This window comes from Pseudomonas sp. GW460-12-10-14-TSB1, from assembly GCF_017349775.1.
In the GTDB taxonomy this organism is placed as follows: Bacteria; Pseudomonadota; Gammaproteobacteria; order Pseudomonadales; family Pseudomonadaceae; genus Aquipseudomonas; species Aquipseudomonas piscium.
Genome location: NZ_JACNAC010000043.1, coordinates 15,494 through 40,872 on the forward strand (window position 1 = coordinate 15,494; position 25,379 = coordinate 40,872).

The following is a 25,379-nucleotide window of genomic DNA, read 5'->3' on the forward strand; positions in this document are numbered from 1 at the left end:
TAACATGATGCAAAACATCACATATGCATTATATTTACATGTTTTTATTGAATTTTTTATTCTTAATAAATCACATTAACTAAACCATACAAAATACATGGAAATAATCATAATCCACATGAACACTTGAGCAGGCATTGGAACTCGGTCACCGCTCGATCCTGGAGCGCGCAGTCAGTGCGCGGAGGCTGTAATCCTCGTGGACCTTGCGCCCTCGCCTCGCCAGCGAAACCTGTGTTCTTCATTGGCTGCCGGACCTGCTCGATGAAGGGGCCAGGCACCCGCCCTGACCCCGACGCAGTTGGCAAAAAAGCTCGGGAGATACCCCGGCCCCTACTGTTTTTTCAGCTTATTGAAGGACTGATGCAGGTCGGAGGCCCAGCCGTCGATGACGTTTTTCACGTCCGCAGGCTGCATGACCTGGGTGTCGTTCTGCAGCGGCTTGCCGCTGCCCTTGCGCACCACCTGGGCGATCACCTTGTTGTTGCCGCCGTCGATGAACTGCGCCTCGGTACCCAGGGTGGTCTCCTGGTCGCGGATCCCGCTGGCCGTGCTCACCGCCGCCGCCACCAGGGCGATGGGAATGATTTCGTAAGGTTTCAGACCTTCGGTCTTGCTGCTCACGGCCGTGATCGCCGCGCGCACCACAATCACGCCCGGCCCCGGCGCGGTGGCTAGCGGCAAGTCCTTGCCGATCTCGCGCTTGAGCGCCTCGTCGTAATAGCGGTTGATGCCGTACAAGGTGTTCTGCGGGATCTTCACCGTTGGCTGCGGCTTGGGATAGAACTGGGTGGGCTCGATATAGACACTGCGGTACTGCTTCAGGTCCAGCTTGGGATCGACCCAGCGCATCACCTCGACGCCCGACGGCGACTTGGCTTCCTTGAGCTGGCTGTAGTCGCCGAGAAAACCGGAATACTCGTCGGGCTGGGTGATGTTGCTGGAGCAGCCCACCAACCCTAGGGAGGCCAGGCACAGCGTGCTCATCATTGATGCGAGCTTCATGGGGTAACTCCTGTCAGAAATCCGGAAGCGCTACTGGTTTGAGGAAATTTAGGTATAGCCAATAGTGGGCATATCAGCACAGTAAAAGCAGATTAATCGCCAAAGCAGGCCAGAGAACTCTTAGCAAATCGAGCAGATACAGGTGCGGCGTCAAAGCCGCACCTCGCCCAGGCCCGTTACCAGCCCGTCCGTTACCAAGTCGTTCCGCGCCTTGCCGCCGCCTCGCGCCGAGCGTCGATGCGCATGGCCTTGAGCAGGGAAAAGGTCCCGGCCAGGATAATCACGGCGCCAAACACAAAGTCGATGCCGTACAACTGGTAGTCCTGCAGCGGCCCGACCAGGAATACCCGCACCGCCGCCACGCCCAGCAGCGTGGCGAGAAAGTCGATGGTCGGCTCGTCGCGGTACAGCACCATCAACAGCGGCAGGCACAACACCAGCAACAACAGCAGCACGATGATCTTGAACGAGCCTTTGCGCTCGATGCTGAAGGCACACTCGCTGGCGCCATAGGCCGGATAGTCGCCGGGCTGGACCAGGCTGTTCTGCTCGGCGATGTAGTCTGCCGGGTTGTACATCCGGGTCGGGGTGAAGGTATTGGACAGGTTCATCTGCGTGGTGATGCGCTTGAACGGCAGGTCGACCTGCTCGTTGCCCTTGAGGATGTACAGCACCGGCTTGTAGCCGTAGCGGTAGACCTCGAAAGGAAACCGGCTGGACTCGCCGATCACTCGGATCGGCCGGCTTTCCAGGTCTGCGTAGGCGTTCTTGTGCGGCGAGTTGAAGTTGCGGTTCAAGGGCTTGACCTTGACCTCTTCAAAGAACAGCGGCGGCATGCTGTAGGTGGACTGCAAGGGTTCCAGGCGCAACTTCAGCGGGTAGCGACCCAGCTCGTAGCGGTTGTAGGTGCGCTCGGAAACGTTGACCTCCCCCGAGACCTTGAACTCACCCTGGGTGCTGTTGGTGACCCTGAGCAGCAGGTAGTCGCGCTTGAAGGAATGCGGCGAATCCGTGGCGGGGCCGCACCAGCCGTAGCTGTCGAGGGTGTCGCCGAGGCGCCCGCTGCGGGCATCCTGGTACACATAGAAATAGCCGACCCATAGGGTCAGGATCAGCAACAACGAAAACAACCCGAGTATCTTTTTAGCAACGCTCACAGCCGCGACTCTCTTCCATGGATGGCCCATGCCAGGCACGCCTGCGACTGATCGCCGGACGCCGATCCCTGGCTCCTTCATAAGGGGTGGGACTCTACCAAAGCGCCATCATCGACCCAAGGACAAATGCCCCTGCCAGCCAAACAATGGCGGTCGCCTGCCTTGTTCCCGGGCGACTGTGAGCATCGAGCGAAGCGCCGGCCTGTGCCGGCGCTCCTCTTCAACGCCGGCGGAACAGCGGCCGCGGCTCGATCGCCGAGCGCCCGTAGAGCACGCTCATGCCCGCCAGCCCCTTGAGGGCGTCGTCGGCGCATTTGTCTTCGCGAATGGCAAAACTGTCGAAACCGCATTGGCGCATATGGCTAAGCTGGTCGCGCAACACATCGCCCACTGCCCGCAGTTCGCCCATCCAGCCCAGCCGGGTGCGCAGCAGGTAGGCCTGGCTGTAGGCCCGGCCGTCACGGAAGCTGGGGAAGTCCAGGGCGATCAGCGGGATCAGCTTGAGCCAGGGCCTGAGGCTTTCCACCTCGTCGTCCGGGCCGAGCCAGACCCCGTCCCGCGCCGGCTCGTGCTCGATGCGGCGGATCAGCCAGCGGGCCAGCGGCAGAATCAGCGGCCCCGCGGGCAGCGGGCCGTCCACCTCGCGCACCAGGCTCCAGGGATCGTCCTCGACCCGCCCGGCCTGGCCATATTGCAAGCGCAACAGATTGTTCATGGTCTTAGTCTCTCGCTCACGGCTGTAACTCCTGGCTCATGGCTGTAATTCCTCGCTCACGGCTGTAATTCCTCGCTCATGGCTGTGCTTTCTGTGGCACGGTCGTGCTGCAGGTTCATGGCTGCGCCTCCAGCACCTTCGGATAGACCCGCTCCTTGAACGGCTCCAGGCCGATGCGCTGTACGGTATCGACGAACAGCTCCTCGCTTTCCCGGTAACGCACGAAGGTGGCGATGATGCGTTCGATCACTCCTGGTACTTCCTCGGCGCTGAACGACGGGCCTATGACCTTGCCCAGCGCGCTGTGCTTGCCCTGGGCGCCGCCGAGGGTGATCTGGTACCACTCGCTGCCGTTCTTATCGACACCGAGGATGCCGATATTGCCGATGTGGTGATGGCCGCAGGCGTTCATGCAGCCGGAGATGTTCAGGCTGATATCGCCCAGGTCATGCAAGTAATCCAGATTGTCGAAACGCGCCTGGATCGCCTGGGCAATGGGGATCGACTTGGCGTTGGCCAGGGCGCAGAAGTCGCCGCCGGGGCAGGCGATGATGTCGGTCAGCAAGCCGACGTTGGCGCTGCCCAGGCCCTGCTCGCCGGCCAGCCGCCACAGCTCATGGAGCGCGGACTTGGGCACGTCCGGCAGGACGATGTTCTGTTCATGGGCGATACGGATCTCGCCGAAACCGAAGGCCTCGGACCAGTCGGCCACCGCCTCCATCTGCGCCGCCGTCACGTCGCCGGGTGGCGAGGCGCTGCCGGGTTTGGTCGACAGCACCACGCTGGCGTAGCCCGGCACCTTGTGCGGCTTGACGTTGCGCGCGACCCAGCGCTCGAAGGCCGGGTCCTCGGCCAGGCGGCTGCCATAGTCGAGATCGGTGGCCGGCTGGCGCTCGTAGAGCGGCGGGATAAAGGCACTGGCGACCCGCTGGTATTCGGCCTCGGTCAACTGCGCCGGGCCGTCCTTGAGGTGCTGCCACTCCTCCTCCACTTCCTTGGCGAAGGCCTCGATGCCCAGGGCCTTGACCAGGATCTTGATCCGCGCCTTGTACTTGTTGTCGCGCCGGCCGTGGCGGTTATAGACCCGCAGCACCGCCTCCACATAGGACAGCAGGTGCTGCCACGGCAAGCCGTCGCGGATCTGCTGGCTGAGGATCGGCGTGCGCCCCAGGCCGCCGCCGACCATCACCCGCAGCAGCATCTGCCCGCGCCAGTCGCGGTACAGGTACAGGCCGATGTCATGCATCATGATCGCCGCCCGGTCCTGGCGGGCCGAGCAGATAGCGATCTTGAACTTGCGCGGCAGGAACAGGAATTCCGGGTTGATGGTCGACCACTGGCGCAGGATCTCCGCCAGGGGCCGCGGGTCCATCAGCTCGTCGGCGGCCACCCCGGCGAAGGCTTCGGTGGTGATGTTGCGCACGCAGTTGCCGGAGGTCTGGATTGCATGCATCTCCACGCCGGCCAGGCGTTCGAGGATGTCCGGCACCTGGGCCAGCTCGATCCAGTTGAACTGCATGTTCTGCCGGGTGGTGAAGTGGCCGTAGCCGCGATCGTAGTCGCGGGCGATGCTGGCCAGGGTGCGCATCTGCCGCGCACTGAGGGTGCCGTAGGGAATGGCCACCCGCAGCATGTAGGCGTGTTTCTGCATGTACAGGCCGTTCTGCAGGCGCAGCGGCAGGAACTCCTCTTCGCTCAGCTCGCCAGCCATGAAGCGTTCGACCTGATCGCGAAACTGCGCCACCCGTTCAAAGACCAGGGCCCGGTCGTACTCGTCATAGTGATACATGTCACGGCCTCATCAGTGCTGCCCCCGATCCCGCCCCTGGCCGCCATCGCCCTCTAAGCCTGTAGCCGCTGCCGAGCGCAGCGGCTACAGGGCCACGGTGGTTATGGCATTCCAGGGGTGATCCGGGGGTTTTGGTGTGGCGGTGACTATGCCCTTACGGCTCAGAGCGTTACAGATTCAGGTAAAAACTAAAAAACCGTATCAGCCGGTCGCAGACCGGCACAGGCAGGCGGGCAAATCTGATCCGTATTAATGGTTTTTTTCTGAGCCTGTTTTGTTTCGCCGGTGCTTTCTACAGTGCATGGCATGCCAGGCCGGGTGGCCTGGCAAGCCTTTGCAACCGTGGAAGCATTGACCATGAGCACAGCAACAATGGAACCGGCCTACAACTACAAGGTGGTGCGCCAATTCGTCATCGCCACCGTGGCCTGGGGCGTGATCGGCATGGCCATGGGGGTGTGGATCGCCTCCCAGCTGGTATGGCCGCAAATGAACCTCGACCTGCCCTGGACCAGCTTCGGCCGCCTGCGCCCGCTGCACACCAGCCTGGTGATCTTCGGCTTCGCCGGCAGCGCCCAGTTCGCCGCCAGTTACTACGCGGTACAGCGCACCTGCCAGGTGCGGCTGTATTCCGACAAGCTCGCCGCCTTCACCTTCTGGGGCTGGCAGTCGGTGATCCTGATCATGCTGGTCACCCTGCCGCTGGGCTACACCACCACCAAGGAATACGCGGAAATCGAATTCTCCGGCGCGGTGTGGATGGCCGTGGTCTGGGTGGTCTACGGCATCGTGTTCTTCACCACCGTGGTGCAGCGCAAGACCAAGCACATCTACGTCGGCAACTGGTTCTTCGGCGCCTTTATCCTGGTGATCGCCATGCTGCACGTGGTCAATCACCTGTCGATCCCGGTGGACTGGTTCAAGTCCTACCCGGTGTACTCCGGCGCCACCGACGCCATGGTCCAGTGGTGGTACGGCCACAACGCCGTGGGCTTCTTCCTCACCACCGGTTTCCTGGGGATGATGTATTACTTCGTGCCCAAGCAGGTCGGGCGCCCGGTGTATTCCTATCGCCTGTCCATCGTGCACTTCTGGGCGCTGATCACCCTGTACATCTGGGCCGGCCCGCACCACCTGCACTACACCGCCCTGCCGGATTGGGCGCAATCCCTGGGCATGGCCATGTCGCTGATTCTCCTGGCTCCGAGCTGGGGCGGCATGATCAACGGCATGATGACCCTCTCCGGCGCCTGGCATAAGTTGCGCACCGACCCGATCCTGCGCTTTCTGGTGCTGTCCCTGGCCTTCTACGGCATGTCGACCTTCGAGGGGCCGATGATGGCGATCAAGACGGTCAACGCCCTGTCCCACTACACCGACTGGACCATCGGCCACGTCCACGCCGGCGCCCTGGGCTGGGTGGCGATGATTACCTTCGGCGCCATCTACCACATGGTGCCCAAGGTCTTCGGCCGTGAGCAGATGCACAGCATCCCGCTGATCAACCTGCACTTCTGGCTGGCGACCATCGGCACCGTGCTCTACATCGCCTCGATGTGGGTCAACGGCATCACCCAGGGCCTGATGTGGCGCGCGGTCAACGACGACGGCACCCTCACCTACTCCTTCGTCGAGGCCCTGCAGGCCAGCCACCCGGGCTTTATCGTGCGCTTCGCCGGTGGTGTGTTCTTCCTCAGCGGCATGCTGCTGATGGCCTACAACACCTGGCGCACCGTGCGCGTGGCCGACCCGCGCCTGGCCCTCAGCGACGCCCAGATCGCCTGATCATCTGATCGCCCAAGAGCACGACGCGGGCCGCAACCCGGCCCGCGTCGCTCATCCCCCCTCCTGCAGCACAGCGAGCCCCCAATGATCGAATTCGCCCTTGACCTGCTCGGCGTGACCTTTCTCTACTTCAGCATCGGCTATTGCCTGCGCCATCAATCGGCCAAGAGCCTCGACGACGCCAGCCTGATCCCCTTCGCCGACGACCCGGAAGTGGCGCGCCGGGTGGAACTGGCCACCGGCAAGAAAATCGACGCGGTGGCGCCGGAACCGACCGAAGCCCGGCCGGGCTGGGGCAATGTGGAGGTTTGAGGGATGCCCTTGGCGGGCTGGAGCAACAACCGCAACAACCGATAACCCTTCATCCGCCAGACAGCATGGAACTCACCCACGCTCGCGGGGAATCAGCACCTGCAGCTGCGATGCCAGGAAGTCGCCATCGAAGGCAAAGACGTCGGGCTCCTTCAGGCCGTCGGCCTTGCGCCATTGCCAACTGCCGTCGGGCAATCCTACCAGGGACACGCTGCCATACCGCGCGGCGGTCAGGCCCATGACCGCCAGGGAAATCTGCCCGGCGGCGCCCATCACATCGGGTACGAACTCCACCGGTTTACCGGCGATGACGATGATCAGCTTCTCGGTCTTGAAGGTCGAGCTTTTCACCGGGACGCTGGGGCTGAAGGCCACGTAGGGCTCGCGAGTCAAGACCAGCAGGTCCGGCATCAGCACCGGTGCCAACCACTGCTGGATAAGGTCGAACAGCTCGCCGATACGGTTCGTCCAGACCACCGACTGGCTTTCGAACAGCTGTTTCTTGTGGGCTTCGCTTTCTGCGTAATGCCGAAGCATCTCGCCCAGTTGCCGTACGTCGTCCACGTTCATAGCCCTCCGAGGAACCGCGATTGCACACCTTGAGCATGGCAGATGCCGCCCGTGCCGTATGACTAAAAGCGGGACGCGGGGCGCGCTGCTGCCGAACGGTGACCGCGCGCTCCCCCTCAGCCCAGTCAGCCGCTGAGGGCGCGGTACTGGCTGGGAGTCAGGCCGAGGATCTTGCGAAAGGCGCTGCCCATATGGGACTGGTGGGCGAAGCCGGTTTCCAGGGCGATGGCGGCGAGCGGCAGGTCGCTGTGTTCGATCAGCCGGCGCGCCGCCTGCACCCGCACTTCGACCAGCCAGGCATGGGGCGTCATGCCGATGGCGCGGGTGAAGTCGCGCAGGAAACGCAGTTCGTTGCGCCCGGTGCAGGCCGCCAGCTCAGTGAGCGACAGGGGCTCGGCGTATTGCTGGTCGATCAGCCTCAGCACCCGGCTGAACTCGGCTCGCCTGGCGGCCTTGGCCGCTGGCTTGTCGAGGGCGGCCAGGCCCGCGAACTGCAAGGCGCATTGTTCCAGGGCCAGCTGATCCTGGTTGGGGTCCAGCAACAGCCGCCGCGCCTGCCGTCCCAACGCCAGGGCCCGGGCATGTCCGGGCAGTTGCAGGCGCCGCGAACCGCTGGCGATGCCCAGATTCCGTGGTTCGGCCAGCCAGCGCAGCAACAGGTATTCACCGCCGTGGGGCGACTCGGAAAACACCTCGACCCCGGCCGGGGTCAAGGCCAGTGTCCCCGGCCAGCTGTCGAAATCCTCGCGCCGGTCGCTGCCGATGGCATGCACGCCCTGCTGCCGTTCCAGGCTCACGCCGAGGCTTTGCCACTGCAGCGGATCGCGCGCACTGTAGGCCGCGCGCGGCAGCAATTGCAGGTCGAGCGTGCCGCCCAGCAGTTCACGGCGCTCGTAACCCTGGACCTTGCTGCTCAGTGTGCCGGGCATATGAAATTTCTTGATAGATCGCGGGGCTGTGTCACGGGACACTCTCGGCATTCAGGTTGGTCAGCAACAGGAGCTGTGTATGCGCACCATCGGCCTTATCGGCGGCATGAGCTGGGAGTCCAGCGCCGAGTATTACCGTCTTATCAACCAGCAGGTACGGGACCGTCTCGGCCCGCTGCGTTCGGCGCGGTTGCTAATGTACAGCCTCGACTTCGGGCCTGTCGAACAGGCCCAGCACACCGGGCGCTGGGACCTCGCGGCGCAGATTCTGGTGGATGCGGCGCGCCGGCTGGAGGTCGGTGGCGCCGAGTGCGTGGTGCTCTGTACCAACACCATGCACAAGGTCGCCGACGAGATTCAGGCTGTGCTGTCGGTGCCCTTCCTGCACATTGCCGACCCGACCGCCGAGGCCGCGCTCGAGGCTGGAACCCTCAGTGTGGGCCTGCTGGGCACGGCCTTCACCATGGAACAGGATTTTCTCAAGCAACGCCTGGTCGATCGCGGCCTCAAGGTGCTGGTGCCAGACGCCGTGGACCGCCAGGCCGTGCACCGGATCATCTACGACGAGCTGTGCGTGGGCGTCATCAGCGACAGCTCGCGCCAGCGCTACCAGCAGGTGATCCAGGCCCTGATGGAGCGCGGTGCCGAGGCCATCATCCTCGGCTGCACCGAGATAGGCTTGCTGCTCAAACCGGAACACAGCCCCCTGCCGCTGCTGGACACCACCGAGCTGCATGCGCGGGCGGCGGTGGCGTTTGCCTTGGACGATCAGGCGTAACTTTTTGCGGGATGATCACCTGTAGCCGCTGCCGCAGGCTGCGAACGCCCGGAACGGGCGCGACGATCTTACGGATGCCAGAGGTCCTTCGGATCCCATATTGAGGTCCTTCGGACCTATCGCAGCCTCGCTGGCGCTCGGCAGCGGCTACAGGGGCGAGTCAGGCCTGGGGCCTGCGGCGCAGGCGCGCCATGCTCAAGACGTCGACGTATTGGCCGTCGCGTACCGCATAGTCGCGCAGCAAACCTTCGCTCTCGAAACCGAACTTGCGGTACAGGCCCAGGGCGGCTTCGTTGTCGGCGAACACCGTCAGTTCCACCCGCTGCAGGTTCATCCAGTTGTCCGCCACGTCCAGCACCGCCGCCAACAGCCGGCTGCCGACGCCTCGGCCCTGCCATTCCACCGCCACGCCCATGCCGACGCCGCCGCAGTGGGCGCGACGGATGCGCGAGTACTGCTCGATGCTGCAACTGCCGATCACCGCCCCCTGGTGCAGCGCCACCAGGGCCACCCGCCGTTCGTTGTCCGGTGCCAGGCGGTTGCGCCAGACCTCGGCGGACTGAAACGGCATCTGCAGCACCTGGCGGGCGACCGCAGGGTCGTTGTACAGCGCGGTGATGCCCTGCACATGGGCTTCGCTGAAACGTTCGATGACGATGGTGGGGGTCTCGGCAGGCATAAGTCTTCCTTGGTTCATGCGATACGGCCGTCGAGTGTAGAGCGCCAGCGGCGGTTGTGGCGAGCACGGCTCGGTACGGCCAATCGCGAGCAAGAGCTGGGCGCCCCCCTTGCTCCTACAGAAGCAGAAGCGCGCGCCCGGGGCTATTCAAACCATTCGCTGCGCTCATTGAAGGTGTGCAAGATCAGCTCCACCAGCATCCGCACCTCGGCGTCGTGCTCCACTTCGGCATTCACCGCCATCCACACCTGACGCGGCATGGCCTCGTCGAACAGCCCGGGCAAGGCCGTCAGGCCGCGGTCGAAGCGGCTCATGTAGTGGGGCAACAGGCCGATGCAGGCGCTGCAGCGGATCATCTCCAGCATCAGCGCGTAGGAGTGCACCTGCACCACCCCCGCCAGGCGTTGCTCCACCAGCTGGTTCCACGGCCGCAGCGGCTCGACCTGGCGGTCCTGCTGCCACTGCACCAGCATGTAGTCGGCCAGGTCGTCCAGGCTGTCGGGGCGCGCCGCGACCCGCGAGTAACGCTTGGCGATATGCGGCAGGTAGTCCAGGCGCACCAGCGGCTGCGGCGGGCTGGTGACGAAGCTCGGCCCCGGCTTGGGTGAGTCCACCCCGCCCAGCCATACCACCACGTCGGCGCTGAGGGCCCGCAGCGACAGCTCGCTGTCGATGGAGATGATCTCCAGGCGCACGCTGGCGTTGCGTCGCAACAGGGAGATCAGGTCACGGCCGAGGATGTCATGCAGGATCGACTCGGCCACCGCCAGGCGCAGCAGCGGCTGTTCGAGCACCGGCAGCGTGCGCTCGTGGGCCAGGGCGATCAGTTGCGCCTTGAGCTGCTGGCCTTCACGACTGAGGCTCAGGGCACTGCCCTGGAAACTGAACAAGGAACGGCGCAGTTGTTCTTCCAGGTGCGCCAGCTGTTTGCGCAGCAGCGTCGACTTGATGTTCAGGCTGCGCGCCGCCTGCATGAAACAGCCGCAACGGGCGGTGACCAGGAAATACTGGGCCAGCTCCGGCTCGATCCCGGCGGCCAGGGCCAGCCAGGCTTCCCGGGGTTCGGCCGGAGCGCTGTAGGGTGTGATGCCCGAGATCGGGACGGGTTCCAGAAAGGACATGGGTGACTCCCTGTCGTGTGGGTGATGGCATCCATTGCACGTTGTTCATAGCAGGTCGGACGGCTACGCCGTCCATCGCGAGCAAGCTTCGCTCCTACACAAGCAACGCAATCCCCCTGTAGGAGCGAAGCTTGCTCGCGATAGCGATCTACGCCGCACCGCCCCCCTAAAGCTTCTCCTCCAGCACCTTGTTCAACTGCGCACCGTCGATACTCAGGGTCGCAGTGTCGAGCATGCCTTCCAGGTAGGCCTTGGCGATCTGTTCCTGGCGCTGGGCTCGCAGGGCCTGGGTCAGGCGCTCACGCAACTCGTCCAGGGTCGCGGTGCGGGCCGGTTGCTGCTCGGTCAGCTTGAGCACATGAAAACCCGCCGCGCTCTGCACCACATCCGACACCGCACCGACCTTCAAGCGCGCCACCGCGCCGCGAACCTCGGGCAGCAGTTGCTGCAACGGCTGCAACCCGGAGTCGCCGCCGCGTCGGGCGCTGTCGGGCTCCTGGGAATACTGGCTGGCCAGGGCAGCGAATTCGCCGGGCGCGGCCTGGGCTTTCTTGCTCAGTTCCTGGGCCTGCTTGCGTGTCGCCTCCAGCGCCTGCGGGTCATTCACCGCGAGGAAGATCTGGCTGACCCGGTACAAGGCCGGGGTCTGCCACTGCGCCTTGCCCGCATCGTAGGCCTGCTGCAATTCAGCCTCGCTGGGATAACCGGCCGGCACCTGGCTGACCGAACGCAAGTAGTCGCGAAAGACGATCTGCTCGGTGGCCACCCGGGTCTGCAAGGCCACGTCCGGGCGCTGGCGCCAGCCCTGGGCATCGGCCTGTTCGAGCACGGCCTTTTCCGCCAGGCGAGTGCGAATCCAGTTTTCCAGGGCCGGGCGATTGCCCCGCAGCTGCTCGCGGGACGGCTCGGGCAACGCCGCGAACAACGCCTTGAGTTCCTCCGGCGCCACCCGCTGGTTACCCAGGCGCGCCACCGCCGGGCCGTCGTCGACCGGGCTGGCCGCCATCAGCCTGGGCTGTTGCGCCGCCACCGGGTCGCTGCCCGGGCGCACGCCCAGCCACACCGCGAGCGCCACCAGGGCCAGGGCCCCGACACCGACCACCAGGCTTGGCTTCTTCACTGCGCAGGCACCTCGGCGACGGCCTCAGGCGTTGTTTCAGGCGCTGCTTCGGGCGCATCGGCCTGGGCCTGCAGGCGCGCGGCGTGCTGGCTGTAGTCGCGCAGGTAGACGATGAATTCCTGCAACAGCCGGTCCCAGAGTTCCAGCTGGCTGCGCAGGTGATCGTTGCCGACCCCGGCCACCACCACGTCCATTTCCATCACCAGGAACTCGCCCTGCACCGAGAGCCGGGCAAAGCGTCGCGAGGCGTTCCACAACTCGGCCAGGCCCGCCGGCAGCTCGCCCTGGACCCGCAGCGCGCAGCTGAAGGTGAAGTCCACATAGCTACCCTCTGCACCACCCGCCGCGTTGCCGAAGCGCACGGCGTAGCCGATGCCCTGGCTGGCGCTGAGCAGTTGCACGATGCCGTTCTGGTCGGTCTGGTTGACCCGGTAGCCGGCGCCTTGCAGCAGTTCGGTGAGGCTCTGCGGGGTGACGCTGGCGATCAGTTGGGTTGGTTCAGTCATGCTCGGTTCTTCCCTGATATTCAGTGGGTGCTCGCTGCCTGGGGGGCATCGAACTGGGTTTTGTACAGGTCGTCGCCAAAGCCCTGGGCCAGTTCTTCGAACTTGACCCGGGCGCCGCCGGCGAAGGGCTGGCGGATTTTCATCACCTCGGCCACGTCGATCTTTTCGTAGGCCGCGAGGATCTGTTTGGCCACGCCATACATCTGCTGATTCTTGACCGAACATTGCTGCACTTGTGTGTCACGTTCGCTCAATTGCGCCTGGAGCCTGGCCCGCTCGGCCTCTTTGGCCCGGGCCATGACCAGCAGCTCGTCATAGGCCTTCTTGAACTTGCCGATCTGCTCGCTGCTGGCGGCCATCTGCGCCTGGGCCTGGCTGTGCAGGTTCTGCTGCTGGCCGGCCAGTTGCTCGGCCACGCCGCGAGCCTTGGCCAGGTCGGCGGTCAGTTGCTTGATCTGTGCCTGCGCCTGCTTGGCCTGGTTCTCGGCGGCGACGCGGGCGGCACTGGCCTGGGCCTGTTCGCTCTGCAGCGCCTGCAACTGCTGGGTGGTGCTGCGCAACTGAGTGCGCAGGCGCTCCTCCATGCCTTCGGCGCTGGCCCCGCTGGCCACCAGCACGCCCAGGGTCAACAACAGGCAGCGCCCTGCCCTGGCTCGCGCGTTCATCGCCGTGCTCCTCATAGCCGTACATTTCATCGCCGTGCTTTTCATGGCAAGACTGGTCATGACAGTGCCCCTCGCGCCCTAGAAGCGCGTGTTGATTTCAAGCTGCAAGACATCGATGTCGAACGGCGCGCCGTACACCGCCTCGGAGCTCAGCCAGCGGCCAGTGGCGAAGACGTTCTTGGCCAGGCCGTAGTTGCCGCCGAGGAAATAACCCTTGGCGTTGGTGCCGCCGAGGTGGAACGAGGAATCGTTGAAGCCGTCAGGCAGCGCATCGGGCTGGATGTACTTGTAGCCGGCGAACAGGTTCCAGTCGCCCTGCTTGGCCAGCTCCAGGCTGTTGCCCAGGGTGAACTGCACCATCCAGGCGTTGGCGCCGCTTTCCAGCTCGCCGTTGCTGTCCAGGTTGTTGACGATCTGGCCTTCGGAGCGCTTGCGCATCTCGCCTTCGTCGTAGCCCAGGTTGTGGATGTAGTTGGCCTGGCTGCGCAGCTTGAAGTTCTCCGGCAGGTCGGCGTCCCATACCAGGTTCAGGTCCAGCAGGTTGAACTCCGAGGCCAGGCCGACGAACTGCGGCTGCGGGGTGGCGGCCGGGTTGAGCGGGTTGGGCGTGATGTCGCGCAGCAGGAACACGCTGTTGCCCTTCTGCATGAAGGCTACGCGGCTGCCGTCGCTGTCGCAGCCCGGCGCCCCGGCCCAGGGTTCGCAGGCACCGGAGCGCTGGCCTTCGATGTCGTCGAAGCGGTAATAGGCCAGCGCACCCTTGAGCCGGTGGTTGCTGTTGATCGCCCAGTTGGCGCCGATCTGCGCGCCATACAGCCATTTGTTGTCGCTTTCTTCCTTGTCGAAGCCGTTGCTGGTGGAGGTGTCGTTGGTGTACTCCACCGGGAACGCGCCGACCGTGCCGAACAGGCCCCAGTCACGATTGAGCTTGTGGTTGAAGATCGCCGCCACGCCGTCGAAATTCAGGTCGGTGGAATACAGCATGTCGGTGGAGAAGAACGGGTTGGCGATCCGCCCGCCGGTCAGGGTCAGGTCGTCGGTGGCCTTCCAGGTCAGGTAGCCCTGGTCGAGCCAGATGTCCTTCTTGCCGAACCCGCCGCCCAGGGTCTGGGTGGTGGACACCGGGTTGTTGTCCGAGCCGGTGCCGATGCGGATGCCGGCGGTCCAGTTCTCGGCGACCTGCGCCTTCATGCCCAGCCGGGCGCGCAGGCGGAACAGGTTCTCGCGGTCCTCGCGGGTGTTGAGCAAGGGCGGCAGGTTGGTGCTGCTGTTGGGGTTGACGTCGTACGGGCCCTTGTCGTTGAGCTTGGCGAAATCGACGATCTCGTTGCTGTTGCTGCCCGAGTAGTAACGCGATTCGTCGCGCAGGCGAATGTCGCCGTCGAAGCTGATGCGCGACACCCAGTCCGGGAAGGTGTTGGGCTGGGCCCAGTTTTCCTGCTTGGCGGTGGCCATGACCTCGGCCTTGACCTGGTCGCGGATCTGGTCGCGGACAATGGCCGGCACGTATTGCACCCGCACATCCCCCGGGGTCGCCGCCGGCCCTGCCGCCACTGCGGTGTTGGCCTGGCGCGCCTGCTGCGCTTCGCGCTCGGCCTGGGCGATCAGGCCGTCGGCCTGCTCCTGTTTCAGCACGCCCTGCTGCACCAGCAAACGGATCAGATTGATCGTGGCGTTTTCCGAGGGCGCAGCGGGCGCGGCCGCTACCGGTCCCACCAGGGTCGCGATGACCATGCCGATCGCCAGGGACAATCGATTCACGTTGGAAATCATTTGCACACAGCTCCTTTTGGCAAAACTTGCATCAGTCGTTCGGTTAACCCGGGCGCCGCCCCAGCAGGGACAGGCGTACAGGCAAGGTCAGGGAGGCCGGTGGCCGCTCCGTCAGATGCGGCGCGCCGCGCAAGGCGGCCAGCACCAGGGTGTCGATTTGCGGGTTGCCGCTGGACTTGACCAGCTCGACCCGGGTGATCTCGCCGACGGCGCTCAGCCAGACGTCGGTTTGCAGCGAAAAGGCCTGGTTGCGCAGGTCCGGGTTTTCCCGCAGCACGCGCTGGAAGGTGAAGGCCAGGAACTGGCTGTAGGTGCCGTTGCCCAGGCGCCCACCGCCGGAGCCGGCCATGCCGCCGCCCTTGCCGGCGCCGATGTTGAAAGCATCGCTACCGGCCTGAGCATCGCCATCCATCTGCATCGGGTTGGCCAGATCGTCCACCGGCGACGGCGGCGCCTCTTCCTCGGGCTTGACCTGTTCCGGCTCCGGGGTCGGTTCCGGTTCGGGCACCTTCTCCTCGACCTGTGGCTCCGGCTCCTTGGGTTTTTCCGGCGGCGGTGGCGGTGGTGGCGGCAACGGGATGATGGTCGGCACCTTGGGCGCTTCGCGGCGCACCCCGCTCATGTCGTTGGCCCACTGCCAGAACAGCCAGGCGGCGCCGGCCCCCAGCAGCAGGCCCACACCCCACTTGAGCAGGCGCGGCGCCGTGCGGTTCTTCACGGGCGGCAGGTGGATCGGTTGTTGTGCGGTCATGGCTCAGCCCTGGCTCGGTTTGCCGGTGACCAGCCCGACCTGGGACAGCTCCAGCCGGCGCAGCAGGTCCAGGACCTCGATGACTTTCTGGTACTGCACCGTGGCGTCGCCGCGCACGATCACCGGGAAGTCCGGGTTCAGGGCCTTTTCCATGCGCAGGCGTTCCTCCAGCTCCGCCAGGGTCACCGGGTAGGCGTCGAGGAATACCTGGCCGCCGTCGTTGACCGAGATCGCCTTGGTCTTGGCCTCGGACAGCGACACCGAGGCACTGGCCTTGGGCAGGTTGATCTGGATCCCGGAGACCTGGGCGGTGGCGGTGAGGATGAACATCACCAGCACCACCATCAGCACGTCCACCAGGGGCGTGATGTTGATGCTGTCCACTGCCGCGTCGTCATCGTCGTCGTGGGAGGCGTTCACAGAAGCCATGACGTTTCTCCTCAGGCCGGCACGCTGGCGTTATGAACGCGCGCGGGCGCGGCTTCACTGGACTGGCTGGCGCCATGCAGCTCGGCCAGGCGAGTGATGAACTCGTCGACGAACACCCGCATGTCGGCGCTGACTTCCTTGTTGCGGGTAATCAGCCGGTTGTAGCCGAACAGCGCCGGGATCGCGACGAACAGGCCCATGGCGGTGGCCAGCAGGGCCGCGGCCATGCCCGGGGCGATCGCGTTGATGTTCACGTCGCCGGCCATGGCCGTGCCGAGGAACACCACCATGATCCCCAGCACCGTGCCCAGCAGGCCGATGTAGGGCCCGCCGGCGATGGCGTTGGACAGGGTCGAGAGCTTGGAACTGAGCTGCTGGTTCTCGCGGGTGCGCACGCCGTCCATGGAGCAGCGGATGGCCTCGATGGTCGCCGCCGAGACCGACGAGGTGTCGGCGCCCTGCTCGCGGCGGGTGCGGATCTCCTGGACCGCCACCTGGTACAGGCGCCACAGCGAGGAATGCTCCAGGCGCTGGGCCAGTTCGCGGTCGTCGGCGAACATCTCCAGGCGGGTGCCGACCCGGGCGAACTGCTCGCGGAACAGCTGGTTGGCGCTGCTGACGCGGCTGACCATGCGGTTCTTGCGGATCATGATGATCCACGACTGGAACATCATCAGTACCAGCACCGCGATGATCACCCAGGCATCCACCGGCACCGCCTTGAGCAAGAAACCCAGGCTGCCGAAACCGAAGCCCGACTGTTCTTCATCGACGCCGTACACCACCAGTTTCGACTCGGCGCCCTGGGCCGCGGCATCGGCCAACAGCAGGCCGGCGGGACGGGCCACCTTGGACAGGCGCAGCTCGTCGATGGCGCCGTTGAACGGCAGGAACGCACTGGCCTCGGCGCCCGCTGCCGGCGGCAGGTCGGCGCCAATGGCCAGCGGAGAATTGAACGCCGGCAGCGCCACCGCCAGGCTGGCGCTTTCGCGGCCATTGACCCATAGCGCCAGCTGGCTGCCCTGGGCTGTCAGGGCCAGGTGCTGCCACTGCCCGGGATTGAGCGGCTGGGTCGACACCGCGCGCTGGCCGTCGACCTCGACAAAAGGCACACCCTGGTTGACCCCGATCAGCAGGCTGCTGGTCCCTTCACGCCGGGCCAGCAACAACTGTTCGCCACTGGCCTGGTCCAGGCGCAGCCAGGCGCTGAAGGTAAAGGCGCCCTCGGCGGTGTGTTGCAGCGACGGGCTGGCCGGCAACAGCAGCGGCTGGCCGTTGAACTGCAAGGCCCGGCCGATGACCCCGTCGATGCTCGCGCCGGTGGCGTTCTGCGCGTGGTTGCCATAGGCCGTGGTGTCCTTGGCCGGGGTGCCGTTGGCGCCGTCGAAGTGATAGAGGGCGATGTAGTTCGGGTCGAAGGTCAGCTGGCCGTTGGCGCTGGCCGGGGCCTTCTGGTTGCCGTAGTACATCCAGATGTCCTGGCGCTGGCCGCCCTCCACGTTCGGCACATCGACCCAGACCAGGGCCATGCCCATCAGCGGGTCGAAGCTTTCGATCTGATGGTTGAATACCGTCTTGTCATCGGCGCTGACGAAACGCAGGTCGGAGCCGTCTTCCTTGACCCCGTCGAAGCTGAAGTTGCCGGTGTGCAGGCGCACCAGCAACGCAGTGCGGCCCAGGGCCTGATTGATGGCCGCACCTTGCGGCGTGGTGTCGATGGAGATCTGCTTGCGGTAGTGCCAGTCGTCCTGCCACCACGCCTGGGCGGTCGCCGGGAGCACGAAGCCCAGGCAGATCAACAGGGAAATCAGTAAGCGCTGCATGAAAGTTACTCCGTGAAAGATCAAAACGTCGCCTGCACACTGAAGTGCACGCGCGAGTCCTGTTTCTGGGTGTTCGGTCCATCAAGCAGCGGGTAACCCCAATCCAGGCTGCCGGAAAGCCATTTACTCAAGCTGGCGCGGGTGCCCAGGCCGACGCTGGCCAGGCTGTAGTCGGCCTCCTGGTCGGGAAGCTCGTCGCGCAGGTACATCTGGGCCCCTTCGGCGAAGGCGTAAAAGCGCCATTCGTTGACATAACCGCCCAGGTACTTGGCCAGGGACGGCGTGCGCAGCTCCTGGGAAAACAGGTAGCCGTCGTCGCTGGTGCGCTCGGCCGCCAGGTAACCGCGCACCGAGGTGGCGCCGCCGGCGGAGAACTGCTCGTTGGACACCAGCGGCCCCGAGGCCAGCTGGAACGCGGCCTTGGATGCGGTCTGCCAGTCGTTGGCGAAGGTGTAGGTGTAATTCAGATCGCCCTTGAGCACGGCGAAGCTGGGGTTGGCGCGGTAGCGCTTGTAGTCGAAGTCTTCGTCCGAGCTGCCGTAGCCGAACAGGCTGCGGGTGCCGGCCACCAGGCTCAGGCCCAGGCCCAGCTGGGAGGTCTCGGTGTAGCGGAAGCCGTTGTAGGCGAAGGTGAACGGCGCGTACTTGAGCGGCACCTTGTCGCTTTCGCCGCCCAGGCTCAGCTCTTCCTCGAAGTCCTTGAAATCCACCCCGACCGAGAACGAATTGGCCCAGCTGCCGCTGGCCGGCAGGCTGTAGATCAGCGACAGGCCGTAGGAATGGCCCTTGCCCAGCACGTTGCTGCCGCCGATGGTGGCGACGTTGCTGTCGGACTTGTAGCCGGCGAACTGCAGGCTCCAGCGCTCATTCAGCGGCGCGGTATAGGAACCGGACCAGACCTTGGCGTTGTCCTGGTCCTCGGGTGCGGTGAAATAGGTCAGGGAAATGCTGTGGCCCAGCTGCCAGAGGTTGTTGTAGCCCAGGCTGGTGACCGCCCGCAGGTGCTTGGTGTCGGCGCTGTAGTCGTTGTTCAAGCCGACGCTGGCCTGCCAGGGGTTCTGGTCCTCCACCTGCAGGTCGACGTCCATGGTGCCGGGGCGCTGGCCTTCGCGGACCAGCGGCATGACCTGGCGCCCGGGAGTCTTGTTCAGGCTCGCCAGCTGGCCCTGGACCTTGGCGAAGTCCGGTACCTCGCCTTCCTGCAGCGCCGGCACCTCGTCGCGGATTTCCACCGGCGAATAATGCTTGGCCCCCACCACCCGCACCCGCCCGACCTTGGTCTCGCTGACCTGCAGGTAGACGATGCCGTCCTCGACCTTCTGCTCCGGCAGCTCGACGAACACCGACTGGTAACCGCGGGCCTGGTAGACCTTCTGCAGGGCGTCGCGGGCGCCCTCGATATCGCTCAGGGCTTTCTGCGGGCCGAGGAAGGGATACACCGCCTCTTCGATGGCCCGGGCGTCGAGCACGGTGTTGCCGCGCACGAAGTACTCATTCACATCCACCAGCCGCGCGGGTGCGGCTTCGCCTGGCGCCGCGCTGCCTTGCACCGGTTCGCCTTCCACCGGGCCGCCCTCCTCGGCCAACAACGGCTGGCTCAGCGCAACCAGCGCCAGCCAGCCGCACACCGGCAGCCAGCGCCTGGTCGGCCCCGGCCGCCCCCTATCGAACAGATGCTCCACACCGCCCCCTAGATTTCCAAGAATGTCGAACCGCGTCGAAACCGCCGTCGCCGTCTGTACGGCGTTTGGCCGCATCAATTGCTCAAGGTCGATGTCGTGGCGTGCTTGGCCAGCCAGCTGTGCAGCAGCGCGAAGTTCAACGAGAACTCGGGCATTTGCAGCAAGGCGCCACAGAACACTTCACCGATGATTTTCTGGATCAGCAGCACCGCCCGTGCGTCGTTCAACAGCGTGGCGATATCGCGGCTCAGCACGCCGAGGCTCCAGACCTTCTGGTTCAGGTCCAGGCCGACGAACCAGCGAAACAGCAGGTTGTAATTGAGTTGCTCGTACAACTGCTGCTCGCCGGGCACCGAATACAGCAGCTGCAACAGCAGGATGTGCATCACCGTGCGAGGGGCGATGAGCATGCCGGGCTCGGCATCCAGGCCTTGGAGAATGTCGCGGTGCTGGTCGAGCAAGGCGTCGATCTGCGGACGCAGCAACACCAGCGAATGGCCCGGCGGGATATAGCTCGACACCTCCTTCAAGGCGCCCTGCCAGTCATCCTGGGAAACGATCCAGACCCACGGCGCACCGTAGCGATAGACCGATACCGGCTTCTTGCGCGCGGCCTCGACTATCTTCGACAGCCGCTGATCCAGCTCCTGCATGCCCACTTTCGCGTAGCGTTCCATAGTCCCCATAACCTCACTCCCGGCGTCCCGCCTCGGCTCAGAAAAGTGGCCAGAAGGCCCCCTCAAGCGCGTCACATATCCATGACGGGACTGGCGAAGTGCTACCGAACTTTTGTCACAAAAGCTTCATTCACCAGAGGGTGGGGTTTGTTCGCGATGACAACGCTGAGAGCACCAGGTACTCGAATCGGATAGGGGATATCCAAGAAAGACGGGGCCCCGTGAAACCGGCCCAGATAGCCCTGACCCGCCAGGAGACGAGTCGAAAAAGGCTGGAGCCTCGCGTTCATCGGGGCTCAGAGAACCTGTAGGAGCGAGGCTTGCCCGCGATGGCGTCGGCACCATCGCTGATGCGCTGGATGGAGTACACGAGACTCCCAGCCGACCGCCATCGCCGCTATAAAAACTGCCCGTCCGGCAGGCCCAGATCGATGACCCCACTGGCCAATGCCGACGCCGCCGCCCTGGCCTTCGCGGAAAACAGCCGCAACAGCACGACCTTCCCCAGCGTATCGCTGCGCAACGCTCCGTGGTTCCGGTTGCCGATCAGGACCACATCCGGCGCAATCGTCCAACCGCCCGCCCGGGCATAGAAACGCGCCAAGGGTGGATCGCAGGTGAAGACACCTATATCAAGATTGCTGTGCTCCATGCAGCGGGTGGCCGCGGCGACAGTCCTCAGCCCCAGGCCTTGTCCCTGACAATCCGGATCGGTCATGACACAGCTGAGCCCGCCAATGTAGAAGGTGTCGCCGCTATGCTCGATCGTCTTCATGACGACAGCGGCATAGCTGACCACCCTGTCGTGGGTGCAGATATAAAACGAGAACGCTTCGAACACAGGATCGTGCAACGGTGCGACTTCCGCTGGTTCAGACTCATCCGGTTCGGGATAGACACGCTGCTGCAACAAGGCAAATGCTCGCTGCAAGGCCGAAGAGGCCCGGTTGTAGGCAATAGCGTCGGCAACCCCCGGTTGCGAGGGCTTGAGGTCTGTCATGGGTTATCCTTGTCTGAAATGACCTGGTGGATACAGCGATATTCTTGCATGCCGGTTTACTGAAGTTGATCAGGCAGGGTGGCATTTTCCATACCGAACATGAAGCGATATTTCCTTATAGTTGCACTTGACCTCTAAGAATTTTGACTGCGATAACCTCCAGAAAAAGACTCGCCAACAAAACCCATCCGATGTACTGCAACATCAGCAATCGCCCCTTGAGAGGCTCCGGAAAGTTTTCGATATCCCCCTTGTCCAACGCGCCATGCTTGATGAGATAGTTAGAGAACAACAAACAGTTGCCCACTCCCGCCACCATCATCATTTCCCCCAAGGCCCCATGTATAGATAAAACCGATAGCTATTGATCAGCGAGCAGTTCTTGACCGCCTCCAGAATGCTATCCATGCGGGTATAGCCCAAATAGAAGTAGTACCCAATCAGGGTAAACATTCCGAGAAACGTAACTCCAATAAACACACCCAGAACAATATGCGCTGTGGTGATTACCATGTGTTTACTCTCTCATAAATCAATTCTCCAACCCCCCCACTTCTGTTTTTCAAAGCTGGTTTTTAATAACTTTTACTGCGATAGCCTCGATAAAAAGACTGGCAATCAACCCCAGCGCAATATAGTGCGACAGGATCAGCCTCCTTTTAAGCGGCTTAGGAAAATCATTTATATCGCCCGCACTCAACAGCCCCTTTTTTATTAAATACCCGGAAAAAGCAAAACACCCTGCCACCCCGCCTATCATCATGAGACGCCCCCATGGCCCCATATACAGATAGAACTTATATCTATTAACCAACAAGCAGTTCTTAAGTCCCACCATAATGCTGTCCATGCGGGTATATCCCCAATAAAGATAGATCCCCATTACAACGAACATCCCGAGAAAGGTCGCCCCACCAAAAGAGACAAGCACCAGATCTGCAGTGCTGACCTTATTCATTTCCCCACCTCGTAAATAATATTTCCGGAATACTCGCCAAAAAGCTCCCCGGTCTCGCTGGCTGCATAAAAGCTCCCTCCGGCCACTACCAAACCACACACCACGCTGCCGATGCCAGCGCTAGGAACCCCGATAGCCGCACAAACACCCCCAGCTACGCCCACACCTAAAGCCATTCCCGTAAACACCCCTCCAGCCACTCCACCTAAAAAGCTCCCTGTCTCCGTAAACTTCACCCTCTCACACGCCTCTTTGCTCCCCGCCTGGCAAACATCCTGCACCTTCACATACGAAGCTCCACCGCCTAATGCCGTTCCAATCCAACCGCCCAATTTCAGCACCTTGGAGGCCTTGGAAATACCGTCGATATGCGTGGCATATCCGGGTATCTGCCCCACTGCGCCCGCCTGGGTCCAACGATGCACCAGGCTGCGGTTGGAAATCCCCAACGCATTTTTAAGGCTCGGGTGATCGGGGAAGGCAATACTCATTTTCGTAATGGAGGTCAGGTTGGTATCCAGTTGTGCAAACAGCTTTCTCCTTTCACTGAAGAACTCAACGCTGCGCAAATGCCCATCCCGCAGAAAGAATTTCTGATGGAGCGCCTCGACATCCAGCAGCGTCCTTTTCAGCCCCTCTATGTGGTTACCCGCTGCTACGGTACCGACGCCTAAAGCAGTCGAGCCATAAGAAAGTATTGACTCAACCTGCGCCCGATACTTGAGCATAAAGGCCGCCTCCTCATCGCTCATGGACGCCAAGGCCGCACTGACCTTCTCCGCTGCTTCCATCAGCAACGCTTCTTCCTGAGTGCATTGATAGTTGTCGGGATGACTGAGCACAACAAGTTGGCCAGGTTTGGCAGGACTCGATAGCTGAGGATTGAGCCGGCGGAATTTCTCCAGCACAGCCTCATCGGCCTGGCCGAACAGCACCGTCTCCAGCGCAGCCCGACTCATCGGCGTTTGCACGATATGAAAACCCGGCTCCACCAAATGCTGCGTGTCCTGCACAGACAGCGGCGGAGAAACGATCTCGCCATGAGCAACGGTCAGGCCGCGCACCCGATCCCGTGGCACCGCATCGGCAAACTCGTTTTGCGGGTAGCCTTTGTGAATGGCGTCGGCCCATCGCTGGGTATTGATCACCGCGGGCCCGATGTAATCGCTGTCGAGCGGGATGGTCGGTTGATTCCCGGAGCAGACCGTCCGCTGAGTAGCGATCAGGCGGTTGGCCCCGGTCGGGCAGCCACACTGCACAAGGCCACCCTCCACCGCCGTGGCTTGGTGGTTATCCGCCCAGGTGTGATGGCCTTCGGCGATATAGCCCACCGTCTGGCACACCGGGCACCACACCGGGTCGGCAATGCGGGCGACTCGTTGGTCCACGACAAAGGTGGTGGCTGATCCGGCAATGACCTTGCCGCCGGTTGTGGTGGGGTCGCCTTCCCTGATGACAAAGGCCATGGCTACGTTCTCCATGAGGAATTTGCCTCGAACGTAGCGGCGAATATCAGGCGGCTGAATCAGGCGATCCTGAAAAGGTTGCCCCTCTGAAACCCGCGCAAAACAAAGGGCGACGGGCAGCGATTGGCCCTACACAACTTGCAGAAAGTGCTGACTTGTTTGCTGCGCAAACCACGCCCTATAGTCCTTGCTCGCCCATAAGGCGACCGGGTTTGGCGACCTGGCCATTCATCTACAAGCAGTCACGCTTGCAATCTTTGCCGTCGAGCCTTTATGTTCGCGGCGATCTTTTATGGCGGCTGCGCGCGGGAGATCTTCGGATCTGCCGATTTGTGGATGATCGGTTCGCCAACCTGCGTGCAGCTGCCACCCTTTCGTTTGGCGACGACGGCAGCTCCTCTCATCCGCAAAGGAGTACCCCATGAACAAGCAATACATCCCCCTCACGGGCATCGACAGCCTCATTCCCTGCCTGCTGATCGACAAAAACACCCCACTCGACGTCCTTCACGCCAACAGCGCAGCGCGCCTGCTGGCTGTCACCCAAGTGCTGGAAAGCCTCGCCCGCCTCGACCTGAAAGACGCCGACAGCGCCGACCTGCAACACCTGGCCAACGCCAGCGCCATCCTGCTGCGCGACAGCTGCGACCTGCTCGACGTCATGGGCTGGCGCCTGCAGGCCTGACACCGCACACCTGTAGCCGCTGCCGCAGGCTGCGATCGGCCGAATGGCTGTGACGGTTTCAAGACCGCTGAAGGTCCTTCGGACCTTATCGCAGCCTGCGGCAGCGGCTACAGAGCAAGCGTCAGGGAAGTAAGCGCTCGGGGCCCCATCAGCATGCGGGCGCCCGGCAGTTGAACAACCCTGGATTCAGAGTTGCTTGGCCATGGACTCGCTGATGGCCTGCAAGCCAGACTCAGTGATCAGTTTCCAGTCATCCTCGGTAATCATCTGCATACCTTCGCGTTTCAAGGTCTTGACCTCGACAGGCGAGGACGCGCTACCGGTGTCCACCTTCAGGTGCGATTTGTTGTTCACCGCAACGGAGAAGGCGCCCGGCGACATCCATGACCAGAACTCGACCACATGCACGGTGATTGTCCTGGCATCCGGCGCCTGCTCGGTGCTCGGCACCACTTGATAACCGGCTTTGCCGTAGGCTGCGCCGATGCTCTTGGCAATCAGCGTGCTGACCTTGACGCCCTCCGGCAACAGCACATCGCCCAACCCCATGCCATAGCCATTGCGCTTGCGCGCAATCGCGCGCTCGGTGATCGCCTTGTCGTTGATCTCGCCATTCTTCAGCGAAGGAATGTCGGCACTGCGCGGATCGGCTTCAAAACGACGCTCGTCGAGCACGTTGATCACCACCTTCTGGCCGTTGCCACTGGCCACTTCAGGCCCGTCGATATCTACCACCGAACGGCTGGTGGCGCAGCCGAACAAGGTCGTGGTCGCCAGCAGCAAACCAGCGAGTTTCAGGTATTTCATGACGACTTCAGTCATTGGCATCCATCCAGTTCTGATTCAGAAAATAAGGCCGCCCGACGCCCCCAGGCGTATTCGGGTGACGCAGAATAATGCGCAATGCCATTAAATTGCCACTACCTGAACCATGAATCGGCGCAAAGGCGGTGACCAGCCGCTCCTACAGATGCAGGCAAAAAAAAGGGGTGATCAACGATCAC

Annotated in this window: 25 protein-coding genes; 4 read left to right on the top strand and 21 right to left on the bottom strand. The window is 63.2% G+C overall.

The genetic code is table 11. The annotated features are described in order from the left end of the window. Nucleotides 1-333: 333 nt before the first annotated feature. The 4 genes from J4D52_RS21905 to J4D52_RS21920 form a co-directional block, all read right to left on the bottom strand. The gene (locus tag J4D52_RS21905) at nucleotides 334-1,005 is read right to left on the bottom strand and encodes a DUF3313 domain-containing protein (protein WP_025809115.1); all 672 of its coding nucleotides are present in this window, start codon (nucleotides 1,003-1,005) and stop codon (nucleotides 334-336) included. Nucleotides 1,006-1,196: 191 nt separating this feature from the next. Then, nucleotides 1,197-2,162, bottom strand: a complete 966-nt coding sequence (locus J4D52_RS21910) for a hypothetical protein (protein WP_025809116.1) — start codon at nucleotides 2,160-2,162, stop codon at nucleotides 1,197-1,199. 220 nt (nucleotides 2,163-2,382) lie between these two features. Then, nucleotides 2,383-2,877 carry a DUF934 domain-containing protein gene (locus tag J4D52_RS21915; RefSeq protein WP_102677040.1) on the bottom strand — a complete coding sequence of 165 codons (495 nt, stop codon included), beginning with the start codon at nucleotides 2,875-2,877 and terminating at the stop codon, nucleotides 2,383-2,385. 115 nt (nucleotides 2,878-2,992) lie between these two features. Next, on the bottom strand, nucleotides 2,993-4,666 hold the full coding sequence (locus tag J4D52_RS21920; RefSeq protein WP_102677039.1) for a nitrite/sulfite reductase: 1,674 nt from the start codon (nucleotides 4,664-4,666) through the stop codon (nucleotides 2,993-2,995). Nucleotides 4,667-5,023: 357 nt separating this feature from the next. On the opposite strand from J4D52_RS21920, the gene ccoN reads away from it, so the two are divergent. Together ccoN and J4D52_RS21930 are read left to right on the top strand one after the other, a co-directional pair. Continuing rightward, entirely contained in the window at nucleotides 5,024-6,451 is a 1,428-nt protein-coding gene (gene ccoN / locus J4D52_RS21925; protein ID WP_009048795.1) for a cytochrome-c oxidase, cbb3-type subunit I, read from the top strand. 84 nt (nucleotides 6,452-6,535) lie between these two features. After that, nucleotides 6,536-6,763 (top strand): hypothetical protein, encoded by a 228-nt coding sequence (locus J4D52_RS21930; RefSeq protein WP_025809119.1) that lies wholly within the window; start codon nucleotides 6,536-6,538, stop codon nucleotides 6,761-6,763. Between the two features lie 72 nt (nucleotides 6,764-6,835). Here the strand turns inward: J4D52_RS21930 and J4D52_RS21935 are convergent, their stop codons facing one another. After that, the gene (locus J4D52_RS21935) at nucleotides 6,836-7,327 is read right to left on the bottom strand and encodes a hypothetical protein (RefSeq protein WP_025809120.1); all 492 of its coding nucleotides are present in this window, start codon (nucleotides 7,325-7,327) and stop codon (nucleotides 6,836-6,838) included. A gap of 131 nt (nucleotides 7,328-7,458) precedes the next feature. Then, nucleotides 7,459-8,262 (bottom strand): helix-turn-helix domain-containing protein, encoded by an 804-nt coding sequence (locus J4D52_RS21940; protein WP_025809121.1) that lies wholly within the window; start codon nucleotides 8,260-8,262, stop codon nucleotides 7,459-7,461. Nucleotides 8,263-8,341: 79 nt separating this feature from the next. Between J4D52_RS21940 and J4D52_RS21945 the strand changes: the two genes are divergently transcribed. Continuing rightward, nucleotides 8,342-9,040 carry an aspartate/glutamate racemase family protein gene (locus J4D52_RS21945; protein WP_025809122.1) on the top strand — a complete coding sequence of 233 codons (699 nt, stop codon included), beginning with the start codon at nucleotides 8,342-8,344 and terminating at the stop codon, nucleotides 9,038-9,040. A gap of 160 nt (nucleotides 9,041-9,200) precedes the next feature. Here the strand turns inward: J4D52_RS21945 and J4D52_RS21950 are convergent, their stop codons facing one another. The 14 genes from J4D52_RS21950 to J4D52_RS22015 form a co-directional block, all read right to left on the bottom strand. Further along, a complete protein-coding gene (locus J4D52_RS21950; RefSeq protein WP_025809123.1) occupies nucleotides 9,201-9,719 on the bottom strand; it encodes a GNAT family N-acetyltransferase in 519 nt (172 codons plus the stop codon). A 143-nt stretch (nucleotides 9,720-9,862) separates the two neighbouring features. Next, the gene (locus J4D52_RS21955) at nucleotides 9,863-10,840 is read right to left on the bottom strand and encodes a LysR family transcriptional regulator (RefSeq protein WP_025809124.1); all 978 of its coding nucleotides are present in this window, start codon (nucleotides 10,838-10,840) and stop codon (nucleotides 9,863-9,865) included. Between the two features lie 166 nt (nucleotides 10,841-11,006). Continuing rightward, nucleotides 11,007-11,960: a peptidylprolyl isomerase gene (locus tag J4D52_RS21960; RefSeq protein ID WP_102677038.1), complete on the bottom strand. Its 954-nt coding sequence runs from the start codon at nucleotides 11,958-11,960 to the stop codon at nucleotides 11,007-11,009. Beyond that, the gene (locus tag J4D52_RS21965; RefSeq protein ID WP_102677037.1) at nucleotides 11,957-12,466 is read right to left on the bottom strand and encodes a YbjN domain-containing protein; all 510 of its coding nucleotides are present in this window, start codon (nucleotides 12,464-12,466) and stop codon (nucleotides 11,957-11,959) included. Before J4D52_RS21965 ends, J4D52_RS21960 begins: the two co-directional genes overlap by 4 nt. Before the next feature lie 20 nt (nucleotides 12,467-12,486). After that, nucleotides 12,487-13,131, bottom strand: coding sequence for a hypothetical protein (locus tag J4D52_RS21970; RefSeq protein ID WP_025809127.1), 645 nt, complete (start codon nucleotides 13,129-13,131; stop codon nucleotides 12,487-12,489). 78 nt (nucleotides 13,132-13,209) lie between these two features. Further along, entirely contained in the window at nucleotides 13,210-14,904 is a 1,695-nt protein-coding gene (locus tag J4D52_RS21975) for a putative porin (RefSeq protein ID WP_102677036.1), read from the bottom strand. A 43-nt stretch (nucleotides 14,905-14,947) separates the two neighbouring features. Then, entirely contained in the window at nucleotides 14,948-15,655 is a 708-nt protein-coding gene (locus tag J4D52_RS21980) for a TonB C-terminal domain-containing protein (protein WP_102677035.1), read from the bottom strand. Between the two features lie 3 nt (nucleotides 15,656-15,658). After that, nucleotides 15,659-16,084, bottom strand: a complete 426-nt coding sequence (locus J4D52_RS21985; protein ID WP_023964687.1) for a biopolymer transporter ExbD — start codon at nucleotides 16,082-16,084, stop codon at nucleotides 15,659-15,661. An 11-nt stretch (nucleotides 16,085-16,095) separates the two neighbouring features. Continuing rightward, nucleotides 16,096-17,907: a DUF2341 domain-containing protein gene (locus tag J4D52_RS21990; protein WP_102677034.1), complete on the bottom strand. Its 1,812-nt coding sequence runs from the start codon at nucleotides 17,905-17,907 to the stop codon at nucleotides 16,096-16,098. A gap of 20 nt (nucleotides 17,908-17,927) precedes the next feature. After that, the gene (locus J4D52_RS21995) at nucleotides 17,928-19,664 is read right to left on the bottom strand and encodes a ShlB/FhaC/HecB family hemolysin secretion/activation protein (protein ID WP_371860296.1); all 1,737 of its coding nucleotides are present in this window, start codon (nucleotides 19,662-19,664) and stop codon (nucleotides 17,928-17,930) included. Beyond that, a complete protein-coding gene (locus tag J4D52_RS22000) occupies nucleotides 19,664-20,275 on the bottom strand; it encodes a transposase (protein ID WP_169897782.1) in 612 nt (203 codons plus the stop codon). Before J4D52_RS22000 ends, J4D52_RS21995 begins: the two co-directional genes overlap by 1 nt. A 388-nt stretch (nucleotides 20,276-20,663) precedes the next feature. Next, on the bottom strand, nucleotides 20,664-21,266 hold the full coding sequence (locus J4D52_RS22005; protein ID WP_102677032.1) for a GNAT family N-acetyltransferase: 603 nt from the start codon (nucleotides 21,264-21,266) through the stop codon (nucleotides 20,664-20,666). A 562-nt stretch (nucleotides 21,267-21,828) separates the two neighbouring features. Further along, the gene (locus J4D52_RS22010; RefSeq protein ID WP_102677031.1) at nucleotides 21,829-22,224 is read right to left on the bottom strand and encodes a hypothetical protein; all 396 of its coding nucleotides are present in this window, start codon (nucleotides 22,222-22,224) and stop codon (nucleotides 21,829-21,831) included. Further along, nucleotides 22,221-23,690 (bottom strand): PAAR domain-containing protein, encoded by a 1,470-nt coding sequence (locus J4D52_RS22015; protein ID WP_102677030.1) that lies wholly within the window; start codon nucleotides 23,688-23,690, stop codon nucleotides 22,221-22,223. The genes J4D52_RS22010 and J4D52_RS22015 overlap by 4 nt, the downstream gene beginning before the upstream one ends. 421 nt (nucleotides 23,691-24,111) lie before the next feature. Here J4D52_RS22015 and J4D52_RS22020 point away from each other — a divergent pair, with 421 nt between their 5' ends. Further along, a complete protein-coding gene (locus J4D52_RS22020) occupies nucleotides 24,112-24,375 on the top strand; it encodes a hypothetical protein (RefSeq protein WP_016704711.1) in 264 nt (87 codons plus the stop codon). 186 nt (nucleotides 24,376-24,561) lie between these two features. On the opposite strand, the gene J4D52_RS22025 is transcribed toward J4D52_RS22020, so the two are convergent. Beyond that, a complete protein-coding gene (locus J4D52_RS22025; RefSeq protein ID WP_226304535.1) occupies nucleotides 24,562-25,197 on the bottom strand; it encodes a flagellar biosynthesis protein in 636 nt (211 codons plus the stop codon). Between the last annotated feature and the right edge of the window lie 182 nt (nucleotides 25,198-25,379).